Consider the following 15,822-nt stretch of genomic DNA (forward strand, 5'->3'; position numbering starts at 1 on the left):
CCCCATCAGGGCTTGACGAGGTCTGAGCGTCGGCGGTCTGCCGGGGCGCGAGATGCCAACGCCTCTCTGCGTATTCGTATATGTTCGCGCGCGGTTTGCGCGAAAGGTCGGCCTGCTGGGGCTGGGCTCGCGCTGGCCGTTTCGCACCAGCGATGCCGCCGGATTCCGAATCGTGTTGACCTGTCTGGAATTCCTGTTCCGGCGGAGAGCGCTGGGCAGTTCCCCTTTCTCCTCGCACGGGTGCGGGCCAAGGTTCTTGCCTGGCCATCGCAAAGACAACTGTTGACAGATGTCATACAGATTTCGCAGACTCTGCTGAACGCCGGACCGCTGGTCGGGCTCGTGCTCCCGCGCTGGACGGCCTCACTGCGCCATCGCGATACGTCGAAGGGGTGTGCGGAAATCCCATGCAAGCTGAGCTGCTCATCAAGCAGGCCGAAGTGGCCGACGAGACCGGCGTTCGAACCGCCGATGTCGCCGTCGAGAACGGCGCGATCATCGCTGTCGCGCCCCGCCTGCCGGTCGAATCCGCCGGTCAGCAGGTGGACGGCACCGGTCTGCTGCTGATGCCGGGGTTCATCGACCTGCACGCGCACTCCGCGCTGCGGCCGTTCGACGACCCGCTGCTGGCGGCCAAGGTCGGCCAGGGGTTCACCACCGAGCTGATCTGCCCGGACGGCTTGGGGCCCGCGCCGCTGACCGACGCCGCGCGGACCGGCCGTGAACGGTACTTGCAAGGTCTCGAACCGAGCACCGCCGCCCACTGGGAATGGCGGAGCGCGGGCGAATTCCTCGCCGCGCTCGGCGAAGCGCGCCCCTCGACCAACATCGTCTCCTGCGTCCCGCACAGCGCCGTCCGCGAATGCGCCATGGGACCGGTCGACCGCAAGCCGGACGCCCGGGAGATGGCGGCCATGCGGGACCTGGTGGAGGCTTCGCTGGCCGAGGGCTGCCGGGCCGTCTCGTTCGGGATGATCTACGCGCCCGGCCTCTACGCGGACACCGAAGAGCTGATCGGCATCGCCGAGGCGGCGGCGAAGTTCGACGTTCCGCTGGTGCCGCACGTGCGCAACGAAGCGGCCGGGGTCATCGACTCGATCGCCGAGTTCGTGCGGGTCGCCGAGCTGACCGGCGCCGCGCTGCACGTGTCGCACGTGAAGCTCGTCGGCGTCGCGCACCTGCTGGCCGACCTGATCGACCTGCTCACCTCCGCACAGGAACGCATCCGGCTCACCTTCGACCAGTACCCGTACGGCGCGGGCAGCACGATCCTGTCCGCATTGCTGCCGCCGTACGCGTTCGACGGGGGGCCGGAGGCGGTGCTCGAGCGCGTTCGCGATGGGCGCGAGCGCGACCGCATGGCGCGGGACATGCACGCCGGGCTGCCGAACTGGGAGAACCTGTTCGCCGCTTGCGGTCCGGACAACGTCGTCGTCACGCAGGCCGCGGCACCGCGCGACGGCGATGTCGGCAAGACCGTGGCGCAGATCGCCGAGGAGACCGGCGCCGACCCCGCCTTCGCGGTGCTGGACCTGCTCGCCGACACCGGGCTCGACGCGGCCATGATCGACCACTACTCCGAAGAGGAGGTCGTCAAGGAGATCTTCGTGCGCTCCGGCGCGCTGGTCGGCTCCGACGGGGTCTTCAACCCGCACCCGCACCCGCGCCTCTACGGCACGGCACCGAGGGTGCTGGGCAGATTCGCGTTGCGGGACAAGCTGATCACGGTTCCGGAAGCGGTCACCCGGTTGTCGGCAGGCCCGGCGCGGCTGCTCGGCCTGGACGACCGCGGCGCCGTCGTGGAGGGACGACGAGCGGATCTGGTGCTGCTCGATCCGGCGCGCTACGTCGACAACGCCACCTACGACGAGCCGCACCGGACCCCGGACGGTGTCGAACTGGTCACCGTCGGCGGCACCCCGGTCTGGAGCCGCGGTCACCACACGGGTGCGCGCCCAGGCGCGGTCAACGGGGCGGTGAGCTGACGTGGACGAGGCACGGATCCAGGAGTTCCTGCTCCGGCTGCTGGCCGCGCGCAGCTACGCCACCGAGGAGGCGGCTGCCGCGCAGGTGCTCGGCGACGAGCTCGCGGCGGTCGGCTTCACCGTCGACGTCGACGACTGGGGAAACGTCATCGGCACCCTCCGCCTCGGCGACGGACCGACGGTGCTGCTCGACGCCCACCTGGACACCGTCGAGGTGCCGGATCCGGCGCAGTGGCAACACGATCCGCGGGGTGAGGTCGTCGATGGAGTCGTCTATGGCCGAGGCGCGGTCGACATGAAAGGTGCGCTCGCCGCCGCCGTGCACGGAGCAGCGGCGCTGCGCACCGAACAGCGCGGCACGATCGTGATCTCCGGGTCGGTGTGCGAGGAACTGGTGGAAGGGCCCGCGCTGAGCCGGGTCGTCGAGCAGGTGCGTCCGGACGCCGTGATCATCTGCGAGCCCTCGGCGAACCGGCTCGTGCTCGGCCAGCGCGGGCGTGCCGAGGTCGAGATCGAGGTGCACGGCAGGACCAGCCATTCCGCCTACCCCGAAGCCGGGGTCAACGCCGCCGAGGTGATGGCCGACGTCATGACCGCCGTCCGGCAGCTGCGGTTCGGCGAACACCCCGACCTCGGCCCCGGCATGATCGCGCTGACCAACCTCAAGTCGTTCCCCCATCCGAACGTCTCGATGGTGCCGGACCGGTGCGTCGCGACCTACGACCGCCGCACCGTGCTCGGCGAGCACGACGCCGACGTGCTCAAGCCCCTCCGCGAGCTCGCGGATCCGATCGCCGTGGCGGCCGGCGCGCGGGTCGACGTCCGCATCGCCACGACGGAATTCACGACGTACCGGGGAGTTCCGGTCGAAGCCGACTCGTTCGCCCCGGCGTGGTGGACCGACCCGGCGACGTGGCCCGCGCGGGACGCGCTCACCGGGTTGGCGGCTGCCGGACTGGACCCGACGCCCGGCTACTACGCGTTCTGCACCAACGGATCCGCGAGCGCGGGCAGGTGCGGCATCCCCACGCTCGGGTTCGGCCCCGGAGATCCGGACCGCGCCCACACCGTCGACGAATCCCTCTCCCTCGAAGACCTCCACCGCGCCGCGCGCGGCTATTCCGCCCTGCTCAGAGCCGTGCTCACCGCCTGAACGGCGGCGGGCGAAAGGGAAAGCGCCATGAACCTGATCGTGATCATCGTGGCGGTCTACTTGGCCGCCATGATCGGCATCGGACTGTACGCGAAGAGGCAGGTCAAGAGCAGCACCGACTACCACCTCGCCGGGCGCAGGCTCGGGGTGACGATGATGGCCGGAACGCTGGCTGCCACCGAGATCGGCGGTGGTAGTTCGGTCGGCGTCGCCAGCAAGGCCTACGGCGACTGGGGCTTGTCCGCCGGGTGGTACGTCGTGGCGGCGGGCATCGGGATCGTGCTGGTGTCCTTCGTGGCACCGGCGATGCGGCGCAGCATGGCGGTCACCGTCCCGGAGGTGATCGGCCGTCGTTACGGCGCCGCCAGCCAGACGATCACCGCTGTGCTCGGCAGCGTCGCGCTGGTCGCCCTCGCCGCGGTCCAGATCACGGCGACCGCCACCATCGTCTCGACACTCGGCGGCGTGGACCTCGAGTGGGCCATCCTCGCCACCGGCGTCGCCGTCATCGTCTACACGTGGATCGGTGGGATGTGGAGCGTCACGCTCACCGACTTCGTCCAGTTCTTCCTCATCGTCGGCGGTTTCGCCATCGCCGTGCCGGTCGCCCTGCACAACGCGGGTGGCTGGGAGTCCGTCGTGGCGCGACTGCCCGAGGGGCAGCTCGGGTTCACCAAGATCGGTGTCCCGACGATCCTCGGCCTCGTCGTCCTGTACTTCATGACGTTCTCCACCGGGCAGGAAGCGGTCCAGCGCTACTACTCGGCGCGGACACCGCGCGTCGCCGTGCTCGGGTCGTTGCTGTGCGGTGGTCTGATGACGGTCTACGCCTTCATCCCCGCGGTCCTCGGGCTGATCGCGCTGGCCGTGTACCCGGGGATCAACGAGAACAGCGCGCTGTCGACGGTCGCCGTCGGGCTGCTGCCGCCGGTCGTGGCCGGACTGCTGCTCAGCGCGGTGATCTCCGCGACGCTGTCCAGCGCGAGCGGCAACATGCTCGGCTCGTCGACCATCTTCATCAAGGACCTGCTGCCGAAGTTCTCCGCGAAGGTGACCGAGGAGAACGAGCTGAAGTACAGCCGGATCGGGGTGCTGGTGGTCGGTGTCCTGGCCACGCTGATCTCGCTGTGGAGCCAGGCGATCATCCCGCTGCTGATCTTCGCCTTCACGATGCGCTCGACGGGCCCCTTCTGCGCCTTCATCGCGGGCCTGGTCCTGCGGAAGACGAGTCGGCTCGCCGGTCTGGTGTCCATCATCGTCGGCACGGTCGCCGGATTCGCCTGGGAGGTCGCGGGAGAACCCTTCGGCGTCGCCGCGATCATCGCAGGCAGCACGTGCGGTGTGCTGTCGTTCTGGGTGATCCACGTGATCGACGCGCGGCGCGGGCGGCTGGTCGGCGATGGGGCGGTTCCCGCGCAGCAGGACGAGCGGGCGGCGCTGTCGTGACCGGCTCAGCTCTCGCGGCGGCGCCGCAGCTGGAAGGTGAACGAGTCGGGCAGCAGCCACGCTTCGCTGCGGTTGACCACCTTGCCCGCGGTGTCCCGGGTCAGCTCGCTGAGCTGGAGCAGCGGCGTGCCTTCCGGGCAGCCGAGCCGCTTGCGCAGGTCGCCGACCGCCGACACCGAGGTCAGCGTGCAATCCGAGTACTCGGCGAGGTCCCCGGCCAGCAGCAGGTCGAGCACCGAGCCCTGGAAGCCGGCCTGGATCGCCGCGAAGCCCAGCACGTCCTCGGGCACGTAGTCCACGATCCACGCGACCTTCTTGCGGCCGATCTTCTTGGTCCGGCTCACCTTGGTGGCGGGGCCGGGTTCGAGGACGTCGGCGAGCGGGTCGTCCGCGGTGTCGATCCGGGTGATCTCCAGGTCGTCGGTGAGGATCTCCTTGCCCGACTGGGTGGCGTAGGTGTCGAAGGACAGCAACCGATCGATCCCGGACCGGATGGCGTCCGGGCGGGGCAGCACGGTCGAGCCGGAGCCGCGCACGATCCGGATGTAGCCCTGGTCCTTCAAGCTCTGCAGCGCGGTGCGGATGGTGACGCGCGAGGCCCCGAACAGCCGCGACAGCTCGGTCTCGGACGGGAGCCGGTCACCGGGCTGGAGCTTGTTGGACAGGATGTACTCGTTGAGCAGGGCGTCGCGGATCTCCGTCTGCAGCGGTCGGCGCGCTCGGATCCGGGAGATGTTGTCGCCGACGTCAGGAGTGGGGGGCATCGATCGCCTTCCGCGAGGTAATGGGTTGGTCCGGCTGCTGAACGCAGGTTAACAGACCAACTTGTCTCAAGTAACTTGACAGTTGTCATACAGATTCTTAGCTTGGGCCGCAGGGCACCTGCGCTACGGAGGAGCAACATGTCGCACCCCCGCGTCATCCAGAACCCGCTCGTGGACCGGAAAGCCGTCCGGTCCCTCGTGGACGAAAGCCGGGCGTTCCACCTGTCGATGCCGGGGTACGAACCCACGGCGCTCACCGCCGCCCCGACCGCCGCGTCCCGGCTCGGGGTGCGGTCCGTGCACGTGAAGGACGAGTCCGGCCGGATGGGCATGCCGTCGTTCAAGATCCTCGGCGCGTCGTGGGCCACCTACCGAACTGTCCTGCGGGCCTTGGGCATTCCCGCCGATGCCGGGATCGGACTGCCCGAGCTCGAGCAGCGGTTGACCGCCCACCGCGGGCTGCGGCTGGTCGCGGCGACCGACGGCAACCACGGTCGCGCCGTGGCCAGGATGGCCAAGCTGCTCGGCATCGGCGCGCACATCCTGGTGCCCGAGGACATGGTCCAGGCGCGCATCGACGCCATCGCCGCGGAAGGCGCGGAGGTCGAGGTCGTGGCAGGCGGGTACGACGACGCGATCCGGCGCAGCGCCGAGCTCGCGGACGAGGACAACCTCGTCGTCTCGGACACCTCGTGGGAGGGCTACGTCGAGCCGCCGGGCTGGGTCATCGACGGCTACTCCACGATGATCGACGAAATCCTGCAGGAAGTCGGGTCCGGGGCCGCGCCGCGTCCCACGGTGGTGGCCGCGCAGATCGGCGTCGGTGCGTTCGCCGCGGCGGTGGTCCGCGGATTCGCCGCCAGCGGGGGAACCCGCCTGATCGGCGTCGAGCCGGTCAGCGCCGACTGCACGGCCGCCAGCATCGAGGCGGGCGAGGTCGTCACCATCCCGGGCCCGCAGCGCTCGATCATGGCCGGGCTCAACTGCGGCACGCCGTCGCTGATCGCGTGGCCGGACGTCTCGCGCGGCTTCGACCAGTTCGTCACCGTCACCGACGGCGCCGCGGAAGAAGCGATGCGGCTGCTCTACGCGGACGGGATCATCTCCGGCGAGAGCGGCGCGGCCGGGCTCGCCGGCCTGCTCGAACACACTGCCGCGCTGGGACTCGGCGCCGAGGACGACGTTCTGCTCATCTCCACCGAGGGCGCGACGGACGTGCCCGCCTTCAACCGCACCACCGGTGCGCGACTCGTCGAACAGGGGCAGGAATGACCGCGGACACCGCGCTCGTGCGCATCGACAAGGACCGCCTGTGGGACTCGCTCACCGAGCTCGGCGAGGTCGGTGCCTACCACGACGAGGACACCGATCTGCAGGGCGTGCGCAGGCTCGCGCTCACCGACGAGGACATCGCCGGGCGCGAACTCGTCATGGGCTGGATGCGGGAAGCAGGTCTGGCCCTGCGCCGCGACCGGATCGGCAACGTCTACGCCCGCCGGGCGGGCGAGGACGACTCGTTGCCGCCGGTGCTCGTCGGCTCCCACATCGACAGCGTGGCGACCGCCGGACGTTTCGACGGCTGCCTCGGCGTGCTCGGCGGGCTGGAGGTGGTGCGGACGTTGGACGACAACGGGATCTCCACCAGGCGCCCCGTCGAGGTGGCGATCTTCACCGAGGAAGAAGGCGTTCGCTTCGGCACCGACATGCTCGGCAGCGCCGTCGCAGCGGGCCGGATCCAGCTCGCCGACGCCCGGTCGCAAGTGGACCGGGACGGCGTCAGCGTCGGTGCCGAGCTGGACCGGCACGGCCTCGTCGGTGACGTGGCGGTGCCGATCCAGCCCCCGCACGCCTACCTGGAGTGCCACATCGAGCAGGGTCCGATCCTCGCGGCGGGCGGCAAGCAGATCGGTGTGGTGCGCGGCGTGCAGGCGATCACCTGGCTCGAGCTGACCATCGGCGGCCGGGCGGCCCACGCGGGTGCGACCCCGCAGCACCTGCGCAAGAACGCCGGCCTGGCCGCCGCGATGATCACCGTGCACCTCAACGGCATGGTGGAATCCGGCGACTACGGCCGGCTGCTCGCCACCGTCGGCCGCCAGGACAACTACCCGAACCTCATCAACATCGTGCCGGGCAACGTGCTGATCACCGTCGACCTGCGCAACCCCGACGGCGAAGCGATGCAGCGCTCGATCGACGACCTGCAGGCCTACTTCGCCGAGGTGGAGGAGACCACCGGCGTCACGATCACCTCGCGCACCACGGCCAGGACACCGCCGGTCGACTTCCCCGAGCACATGCAGGACCTGGTCGAGAAGCAGGCCACCGAGCTCGGCCTGACCTGCGACCGCATCACCTCGGGCGCAGGGCACGACGCGGGCGAGATCGCCGCCCTCAGCCCGGCAGGCATGATCTTCGTGCCGGGCCTCTACGACGGGATCAGCCACAACCCGCGCGAGTACTCCACACCGGAGGCCTGCGCGGACGGCATCAACGTCCTGCTCCGAGCGGTGCTCGAACTGGCCAACTCCGCGGACTGAGCCCGGTCTCGATCCCCTGCTTAGCAGCAGAATTCGATGAGAATGGGTGGCGCCGCAGCCGGTCGGGTGCGGCGCCACCTGGTGCTCAGTAGCGGAGTGACTCCTCGGATTCCTGGTTGCGGCGGACTTCGTCCTCGGTGAGCCAGGTCGGTTTGCGGCCGTAGTCGACGAACATCTGGAACTGGTCGTCGAAGTGCGGCCCGCGCGTGCCGTCAGGTGCGACGAACCCGTTCTGCCCCGGTGGCACGACCTCGCACCCGGCCATGCCGTCGGGCTGGGACACGACGAGGTTGTTCTCCGTGCCGCGGTTCATGAACACCGGCGTCTTGCGCTGCTCGTCCCGGCCGGCGGACGGCACGCCGAGGTAGTTGGACGTCGAGAAGACGTTCTGCGCGGTCGGTGCCAGCCAGTTGGCCGGGTCCGGGCCGTACTGCTGGCTGAGCGCGTCGTAGGTCCGCCGCAAGGCGTCGCGCACGACAGCGCTCCGGTCCCGGCCGCGCAGGAAGTCGACGTGCTGCGGGACGCTGGATTCCGCACCGAGCAAGGTGTTGAGCAGCACCTTCGTCCCGGGTTGGACGTTCTGGCTGCCGCTGGCGGGCTTGTCGCGGGTCGGATAGCCCGTCGAGCCGTACCGGGCGTAGGTCTCCGGTGGGAGGTTCGGCCGGACGACGTCGTCGAGCATGATCTGCAGCCAGGTCTGGATGATCGCGGTGCCCGCGCTGTCGTAGCGCCCGTCGCGGTCCTCGTCGGCGTTCATCCCGTCCCAGTCGGAAAGTTCCTGGTAGACCCGGTGTTCCGGGGAATCGGCGGGAAGCCCGGCCGCCGCGTCGGCGAGGAAGGGCGTGAAGTACGCCCGGTTGATGTCGGTCAGCGATGCGCGGCGCTGGATCTCCCACAGGTCGTCGGCGGTGATCGCCGGGTCGGCGGCGAGCTCGCGCTGCAGGACCTCGACGCGATCGGCGCGGCCCCAGGGCAGCGAATCCGAATTCGGGTAGCCGGGTGCGGGGGAGTTGTTCCAGTTGGCCAGATAACCGGCCGGTGGGTTGAGGACCTGCGGGTTCCCCGTGGCGGGCGGTTGCACGCCCCGCCACTCCATCTCGCCGGTTCCGCTGGCGGGCAGGCGCGGATCCTGGCCGGCGGGGCGGATCGGGAAGTGCCCGGCGAAGTAGTAGCCGATGTTCCCGCGGCGGTCGGTGTAGTACCAGTTGATGCTGATGGGCAGCGCTTCGGCCTGCCGGTGCCACTGCTGGTAGTCGCGGGCCTGCGTGGACCTCAGCCAGGTGAACAGGGTGTCGAGCTCCTGGCCCGCCCAGCTGCGCTTCTTGGCGTAGGCCACGCCGTTCGCGGTGTCGAACTGGGTGACCGGGCCGTGCACCGTGGAGAACACCTGGACCTGGCGCGGTGCGCCGCCCTTGACCTCGACGGTCTCGGTGCGCTGCGACATGGTGCGGTACTCGCCCTGGTAGAGGTACCGGTGCGGGTCGTTCGGGTCGAGCTTCTCCTGGTACATGTCGACGGTGTCGCCGTTGCCCGCGGTCGCGCCCCAGGCGATCGAACCGTTGTGTCCGAAGAGGACGACCGGGTAGGCGAACGGAGTGTTGCCCACGACGTCGAACCCGGCGCCGTGCAGGCCCACCGAGTAGGTGTAGGCGGGTGAGAACCAGCCGAACTGCGGGCCGTTGAGCAGCAGGCTGTTCGCGCCCTGGGCGCGTTGCCCGCCGACGAGCATCATGTTGGAGAACTGCGGCGGCTTCGCGGCTCCCGGGCGCAGCGAGTCGATCTGCTGGGCGGCCTCGTGCCACGCCGCCGAAGCGGTCGGCTTCGGCGCGATGTCCGGTGCCGGGGTGGAGGCCGGGGCGGTGACGCCGTCGAGTGTTCCGGCGAGGCCGTTGGGCCGGTCCAGCGCGGCTGGTGCGGTCGCGGCCGGGCCGGTGGGTGCTTCGATGCTCGCGGGCGCCTCGGGGTCGACGGGCCAGGCGATCTGGTCGAAGACCTGCCTGCCCTGCTCGGCGCCGTAGCGCTGCTGCAGCTGCTGGAGCATGGCGAGGTTCTTGATCTCCGAGTTGTAGTCGGAGAAGCGGATGTTCATCGTCCCGACCGTGATCATCGCGACGTCGACGCCGGTCCAGCGCGACGGTTCGAAGCCCAGGTCGAGGAACTGCTTGGGCATCAGGTGCGCGCGGTCGGCGGCGACCTGGTCGATCCAGGCGTTCATGCCGGAGGCGTAGCCGTCGAGCACCTGCCGGTCGCGGGGCGCCAGCTCGTCGTACTGCCGTCGGATCGAGGCGGGGTCGTAGTCCGAGCGCACCGATGCGTCGAAGTCGGCGTAGTCCGCGCCCAGGACTTCCGAGACCGAGCCTGCCGCGGCCCGCTTGGTCATCTCCAGCTGGAACAGCCGGTCCTGCCCGGCCGCGTGCCCGTACCCGTAGAACAGCCCGTAGGTGTTGTCGGAGTAGATGTGCGGCGTGCCGTACCGGTCCCGTTTGACGGTGACCGTGCCGTGGAGGTGCTTCTCCGGTGGTGGTTGCGCGGTCGCTCCGGAAGCGGGCAGCGATGCTGCGGCGACGAGCACTGGCGCGAGCAACGCGCCGACGAGACAGCGAGATCTGAACGCTCTCACTGCGTTCCGCCTTTCCCGATGGCCGACGGGCACGTGGTCCGCCGGCAGGTCCGTGCCGGCGGCGCGCAGGCCCCCGGCGAGGTGCGGGTTCGCCCGTGACGGCCGTGGCGGTCAGGTGTGCGCCGGCCTTCGGGTGTGCGGATCGCGCAGTGTGAACAGGGGTTTCCCGCGTGCGGCTTCCCGAACGTTCGGTCGGTAAACCGCGCACATCCTCGCAACGCGCCCCGGCGCTGTCAACGCGCGTGAGCGCGCGGAAGCGGTCCACGACGATGTTCGGGGTGGACGGCCGGGTCCGGCAGGACGAACTGACCGGCCGTCCACTGTGCACCTGCGATTCGGTGCGCCCCGATTCGGCGCGACCACGGGCTGCTGGCCGGTGGTCTGCGCCAGGGCGGTGCCGCACCTGGTCGGATGCGGCGCCGCCCGGTTCCCAGCGGTGCTGAGGCTTCCTCTCCCTCAGGCCCCGGTGCGCATGGTGCCCTCGTCGATGAAGCGCTGGTGCCAGGACAGCGCTTCGCCCAGCAGGTGCGGTGTGTGGCGGCCGTACGACGAGCTCATCGCGCGGTCGAAGTAGTCGCGCAGCGCCGGCCGGAAGTCCGGGTGCGCGCACTGGTCGATGATCCGCTCCGCTCGCTTGCGGGGCGACAGGCCGCGCAGGTCGGCCAAGCCCTGCTCGGTCACGATGACGTCCACGTCGTGCTCGGTGTGGTCGACGTGCGAGACCATCGGCACGATCGACGACACCGCGCCGCCCTTGGCCACCGAGGGCGTCATGAAGATCGACACGTAGGCGTTGCGCGCGAAGTCGCCCGAACCGCCGATGCCGTTCTGGATCCGGCTGCCCATCAGGTGGGTGGAGTTGATGTTGCCGTAGATGTCGGCCTCCACGATGCCGTTCATCGCCAGGCAGCCGAGCCGGCGCACGACCTCGGGGTGGTTGCTGATCTCCTGCGGGCGCAGCACGATCCGGTCCCGGAAGTCGGCCGCGTTCCGGTTGAACCGGTCCACCGCCGCCGGGCTCAGCGAGAACGCGGTGGCCGAGGCGATCCGCAGCTTGTCGGACTCGAGCAGCTGCAGCATCCCGTCCTGGATCACCTCGGTGTAGGCGGTGAGCTGGTCGAACGGGCCGTTCCCGAGCCCGGCGAGCACGGCGTTGGCGACGTTGCCCACCCCGGACTGCAGCGGCAGCAGGCCGCGCGGGATCCGGCCGACGCGCACCTCGGACTCCAGGAAGTCCAGCACGTGCCCGGCGATCCGCTCGGAGTTCTCGTCGGGCGGGGTGAAGACCGTGTTGCGGTCGGGAGATTCGGTCTCCACGACGGCGATCACCTTCTCCGGCGGGCACTCCAGGTACGGCACGCCGATCCGGTCCGCGGGGTGCGTGATCGGGATCGGCTTGCGCTCCGGTGGCAGCGCGGTGCCGTAGTAGATGTCGTGCATGCCGTCGAGGTGCTCGCTCTGCCACGAGTTGACCTCGAGGATCACCTTGTCGGCCCGGTCCAGCCAGGTCTTGTTGTTGCCCACCGAGGCGGACGGGATCAGGTGGCCCTCGGCGGTGATGCCGCTGACCTCCACGACGGCCACGTCCAGCTCGCCGAAGATGCCCTGCCAGGCCCGCTGCGCGACGTGCGAGAGGTGGATGTCGGTGTAGTCCATCCGCCCGGAGTTGATCCGTTCCCGGGTGACCGGGTCGGACTGGTAGGGCAGGCGCACGTCGATGCCGTCGACCTCGGCGAGGGCGCCGTCGAGCTCCGGGGCCGTGGACGCGCCGGTCCACAGGCCGATCTGCATCGGCCGGCCTTCGGCGTTCGCCCCGGCCACCCGCTTGGCCAGCGCCCCCGGTACTTCCTTGGGGTAGCCGGCGCCGGTGAACCCGCTCATGCCGACGTTGTCGCCGGGTTCGATCAGCTCGGCGGCCTCCTCGGCTTCGACGATCTTCGCCGCCAGTTGCCGGTTCCGAATCCTGCCGGTCACTTCCGCCCTCCCGCTGCGCTGGGGTCAAGGGTGTGCGCCGAGGGGTTCCCCTCCGCGGTTGAGCGGAGAGGAACCCGACGTGGCGAGGTGTGCCGGGATGTTAGGCACGGAAACGGCGCTGGAAGTCCGTGATGCACGCCACGTGAACATCCGTGGGCCCGGTCACCTTGTGCTGCGGATCTCATCCCGGAAGCCGTTGAGCTGCGAGAACAGCGACGGGGAGGTGGCGCCGCGGACTCGTCCGCCGATCTGCTCGCCGAGTTGGGGCGAGTTCGCGCCGCGACACCGGCAGTCGTCCAGCGAACATTCCTCGCCGTCTGCGGTCCGCCGAGTGGCGAGTGCGTCGCTGCGTCCCTTTTGTCGCTCGGTCGAGCTAAAAAACCGACACCATCGAGCGAGCAAATATGAGTAACATTCTCGTTTTGCTGGTCGCTCGGTCTTGTTCGTCCTGATCAGGCGCTGTTCTCCCGAGCGCGGATCCGACCGGCCGGTGCCGCCGGTGGCGAGGACGCGGCTAGCGTCCGCTCGGCACTTGATCATCCAGTTCGAGTCGTCGGCGGGTACTTCCCGGCCGGCGCCGGACGCTGCCGACAACAGGTGAGCAAGCGGGTCGGGAGCCGACACCACCGTGGATGGAAGCACCTCTGAACGACGACGACGCGGGAGGAACCCATGCGTAGAAGTGCTTGCCTCGCAGGCGCATTCGCCGCTGGCATCGGAATGCTCACCGGAGGAACTCCGGCGTTCGCGGACACCGCGGGCGACGAGGGCATCAACCTCGGCAACGGCAACAACACCAACGTGGCGCCGACCCAGGTGTGCGGCAACATCACGGTGACCGGCGGAGTCGTGCTGATCCTGGCCCCGGTGGACATCGACTGCGTCAACGCGCCCATCGTGGACCACCCGGAGCAGACGCCTCCGGCCGAGGACGAGACCCCGCCGGTGGAGGGCGAAGTGCCTCCGGTCGAGGAGGAGACGCCGCCGGTCGAGGGCGAGATGCCGCCGGTGGAGGACGAAGAGCCTCCGGTCGAGGAGGAGACCCCTCCCGTCGAGAACGACATGCCGCCGGTGGAGGAGGAGACCCCTCCGGTGCCGCCAGTGCAGGAAACCCCGCCGGTGCAGAGCGAGGCCCCGCCTGCTCACGACGTGCCCCTGGCGAAGCCGGAGCTGCCCACCGCGCCGTCCCCGGCGGTGGTGCGCGGACACGCCGCGGTCACCGGCTGATCGCGGACATCCGCCGGCCTGAACAGCGACAACACGCCGTTCAGGCCGGCCGGTGGCCGAGCTCAGCTCGGTGCAGCGGTGATCCGCAGTCGGCCGGAGCTCACCGGCTGTGGGGCGCCGGTTTCAGGCGGAAGTCGGATTCGATCCGGGAAGCGGTGGCCACCAGTCGCGGCACGATGTCGCGTCGCACGCTCTCCTCGGTCGAGCTGTGGGAGTGCAGCGAGACGTTGACCGCGGCGATGACCTTCCCGTCGGCGTCCCGGACCGGTGCCGCGACGCCGCGCAGGCCCTCCTCCAACTCGTCGTCGGAGATGACGAACCCCTGCTTGCGGACCTTGGCCAACTCGGCGAGCAGCTGCTCCCGCGTCGTCGTGGTGTGCGGGGTGAGCTGCGCCAGGTCCATCGACCGCAGCCGGACCTCCAGGTGCTCCGGCAGCATGCCGGCCAGCAGCGCTTTTCCCATGGACGTCGCGTGCGCCGGGAACCGGGTGCCCACCGGGATCGTCACCGCGAGCAGCTTCGGGCTGGGCACTTGGGCGACGTAGCAGATCTCGTCGCCCTCGAGCACCGCGAGCGCGGTCATCTCGCGCAGTTCCCGGGTGAGCCGGCGCAGGTGCGGTTCGGCGATCTGCGGCAGCGACCGGGTGGACAGGTAGGCGTAGCCGAACTCCAGCACCTGCGAGGTCAGCGCGAAGTGCCGCTCGTCGTGCCGCACGTAGCCGAGGTCGACGAGGGTGAGCAGGATCCGGCGGGCCCCGGCCCGGTCCAGCCCGCTGGCCTGGGCCACCTCGGTCAACGTCAGCTCGGACCGGTCGGGGGAGAAGGCGCGCAGCACCGACAGCGTCCGCTCCACCGAGCGCACGAAATGCCCACCGCGTTCTTCAGGCATGCCGCCCCTCCCGTTCCGACCTGCAATTTTAGAACCCGTTTCGGGTGGTGCTGCCAGGGTGGGCTGTGCCTCCGGCGCATCGGAGGCGAAAGGTCGAAAACGGGCACTCGAGGCATCGCCGAGGAGCGGGAGGACGCCCGCGTCGGGACCGCACGACGTGGTGTTCTCGGAATCGGCGTGATGGCAGCATGTTGTGCCATGACGCGGTCGTTCACCCTGGTCCAGCTCCGCTACTTCTGCGCGGTGGCCGAGTTGGAGAACATGACGGCCGCGGCTGCCGCGCTCAACGTCACCCAGTCGACGCTGTCGTCCGCGGTCGCCCAGCTGGAGCAGACGATGGGCACCGCGCTGTTCACCAGGCTCCCGCGCCGCGGCCTGCGCCTCACACCCGCCGGACGGCGCCTGCACGAGAGCGGACTGCTGCTGCTCGAGGAGGCCGACCAGCTGCCGGGGTTGGTGCGGGAGGAAGGACCGACGCTGGTCGGAGACCTCACCGTCGGGATCTTCGGGCCGCTGGCGCCGTTCCGGGCCTCGCTCATCCTCGAGGAGTTCGAGCGCGAGCACCCGGGGGTGCACCTGTCGTTCTTGGAGGGCGACCAGGAGTTCGTGCGTCGGGCGCTGCGCGACGGCAGGTGCGAGGTCGCGCTGATGTACGACCTCGGGCTCGGCGGTGAGCTGCCGCGCCGGGTGCTGCGGCGCATCCCGCCGCACGTCATCGTCTCGCCGGAGCATCCGCTGGCCGCCACCCCGCAGCGACCGGTGAGCCTGCGCGAGCTGGCCGACGAACCGCTGATCCTGCTGGACCTGCCGCACAGCCGCGAGTACTACCTCAGCCTGTTCAAGCTCCTCGGCGTCGCACCGAAGATCCGCCACCGCGCCAGCGGGTACGAGACGGTCCGGGCCTTCGTCGCCCGCGGCCACGGCTACTCGGTCCTCAACCAGCGATTACCGCACGAGCTCACCTACGCGGGCAGCCCGATCGTCCCGCTGCCCGTGCTGGAGGAGCTGCCGCCGATCGAGGTGCTGCTGGTGCGGCCCGCCGGCAGCCTCCCCACCCTGAAGTCGCGGGCCTTCGAGGAGATCTGCCTGCGCGTCTACGGCGTCGCGCCGGGGCCTTCCATCGACTGAGCCGATCGCGCAGTTCCACTCGAATCTGTTGGACAGATCACATCCGGCTGACCAGCATGGGCACACCTGCGACGGCGAGGTCTCCGGTTCCCCGCC

The 15,822-nt window shown here is 70.0% G+C and carries 11 protein-coding genes; 7 read left to right on the forward strand and 4 right to left on the reverse strand.

The window, feature by feature from the left end; all coding sequences use genetic code 11:
- Positions 1-407: 407 nt before the first annotated feature.
- Genes OU415_RS23060 through OU415_RS23070 form a run of 3 tightly spaced genes read left to right on the forward strand, consistent with a single transcriptional unit; the run spans position 408 to position 4,584 of the window.
- Complete coding sequence (locus tag OU415_RS23060) at positions 408-1,985, forward strand: N-acyl-D-amino-acid deacylase family protein (protein WP_270951158.1); 1,578 nt, start codon at positions 408-410, stop codon at positions 1,983-1,985.
- A 1-nt stretch (position 1,986) separates the two neighbouring features.
- On the forward strand, positions 1,987-3,138 hold the full coding sequence (locus OU415_RS23065) for a YgeY family selenium metabolism-linked hydrolase (protein WP_270951160.1): 1,152 nt from the start codon (positions 1,987-1,989) through the stop codon (positions 3,136-3,138).
- 27 nt (positions 3,139-3,165) lie between these two features.
- Positions 3,166-4,584: a sodium:solute symporter family protein gene (locus tag OU415_RS23070; protein ID WP_270951162.1), complete on the forward strand. Its 1,419-nt coding sequence runs from the start codon at positions 3,166-3,168 to the stop codon at positions 4,582-4,584.
- A 5-nt stretch (positions 4,585-4,589) separates the two neighbouring features.
- Here the strand turns inward: OU415_RS23070 and OU415_RS23075 are convergent, their stop codons facing one another.
- Complete coding sequence (locus OU415_RS23075) at positions 4,590-5,348, reverse strand: GntR family transcriptional regulator (protein ID WP_270951164.1); 759 nt, start codon at positions 5,346-5,348, stop codon at positions 4,590-4,592.
- Positions 5,349-5,486: 138 nt separating this feature from the next.
- On the opposite strand from OU415_RS23075, the gene OU415_RS23080 reads away from it, so the two are divergent.
- Positions 5,487-6,620, forward strand: a complete 1,134-nt coding sequence (locus tag OU415_RS23080; protein ID WP_270951165.1) for a diaminopropionate ammonia-lyase — start codon at positions 5,487-5,489, stop codon at positions 6,618-6,620.
- Positions 6,617-7,888, forward strand: a complete 1,272-nt coding sequence (locus OU415_RS23085) for a Zn-dependent hydrolase (RefSeq protein ID WP_270951166.1) — start codon at positions 6,617-6,619, stop codon at positions 7,886-7,888. The genes OU415_RS23080 and OU415_RS23085 overlap by 4 nt, the downstream gene beginning before the upstream one ends.
- Positions 7,889-7,973: 85 nt before the next feature.
- Here the strand turns inward: OU415_RS23085 and OU415_RS23090 are convergent, their stop codons facing one another.
- Entirely contained in the window at positions 7,974-10,472 is a 2,499-nt protein-coding gene (locus OU415_RS23090; RefSeq protein WP_270951168.1) for a penicillin acylase family protein, read from the reverse strand.
- Between the two features lie 492 nt (positions 10,473-10,964).
- Positions 10,965-12,482, reverse strand: coding sequence for an acetyl-CoA hydrolase/transferase family protein (locus tag OU415_RS23095; RefSeq protein ID WP_270951170.1), 1,518 nt, complete (start codon positions 12,480-12,482; stop codon positions 10,965-10,967).
- Positions 12,483-13,154: 672 nt separating this feature from the next.
- On the opposite strand from OU415_RS23095, the gene OU415_RS23100 reads away from it, so the two are divergent.
- Positions 13,155-13,709: a hypothetical protein gene (locus OU415_RS23100; protein ID WP_270951172.1), complete on the forward strand. Its 555-nt coding sequence runs from the start codon at positions 13,155-13,157 to the stop codon at positions 13,707-13,709.
- Positions 13,710-13,809: 100 nt separating this feature from the next.
- Here the strand turns inward: OU415_RS23100 and OU415_RS23105 are convergent, their stop codons facing one another.
- Positions 13,810-14,598, reverse strand: a complete 789-nt coding sequence (locus tag OU415_RS23105; protein ID WP_270951173.1) for an IclR family transcriptional regulator domain-containing protein — start codon at positions 14,596-14,598, stop codon at positions 13,810-13,812.
- 198 nt (positions 14,599-14,796) lie between these two features.
- On the opposite strand from OU415_RS23105, the gene OU415_RS23110 reads away from it, so the two are divergent.
- Entirely contained in the window at positions 14,797-15,726 is a 930-nt protein-coding gene (locus OU415_RS23110; protein ID WP_270951174.1) for a LysR family transcriptional regulator, read from the forward strand.
- The last annotated feature ends 96 nt before the right edge of the window (positions 15,727-15,822 follow it).

This window comes from Saccharopolyspora oryzae (genome assembly GCF_027853915.1).
Classification (GTDB): Bacteria; Actinomycetota; Actinomycetes; order Mycobacteriales; family Pseudonocardiaceae; genus Saccharopolyspora; species Saccharopolyspora oryzae.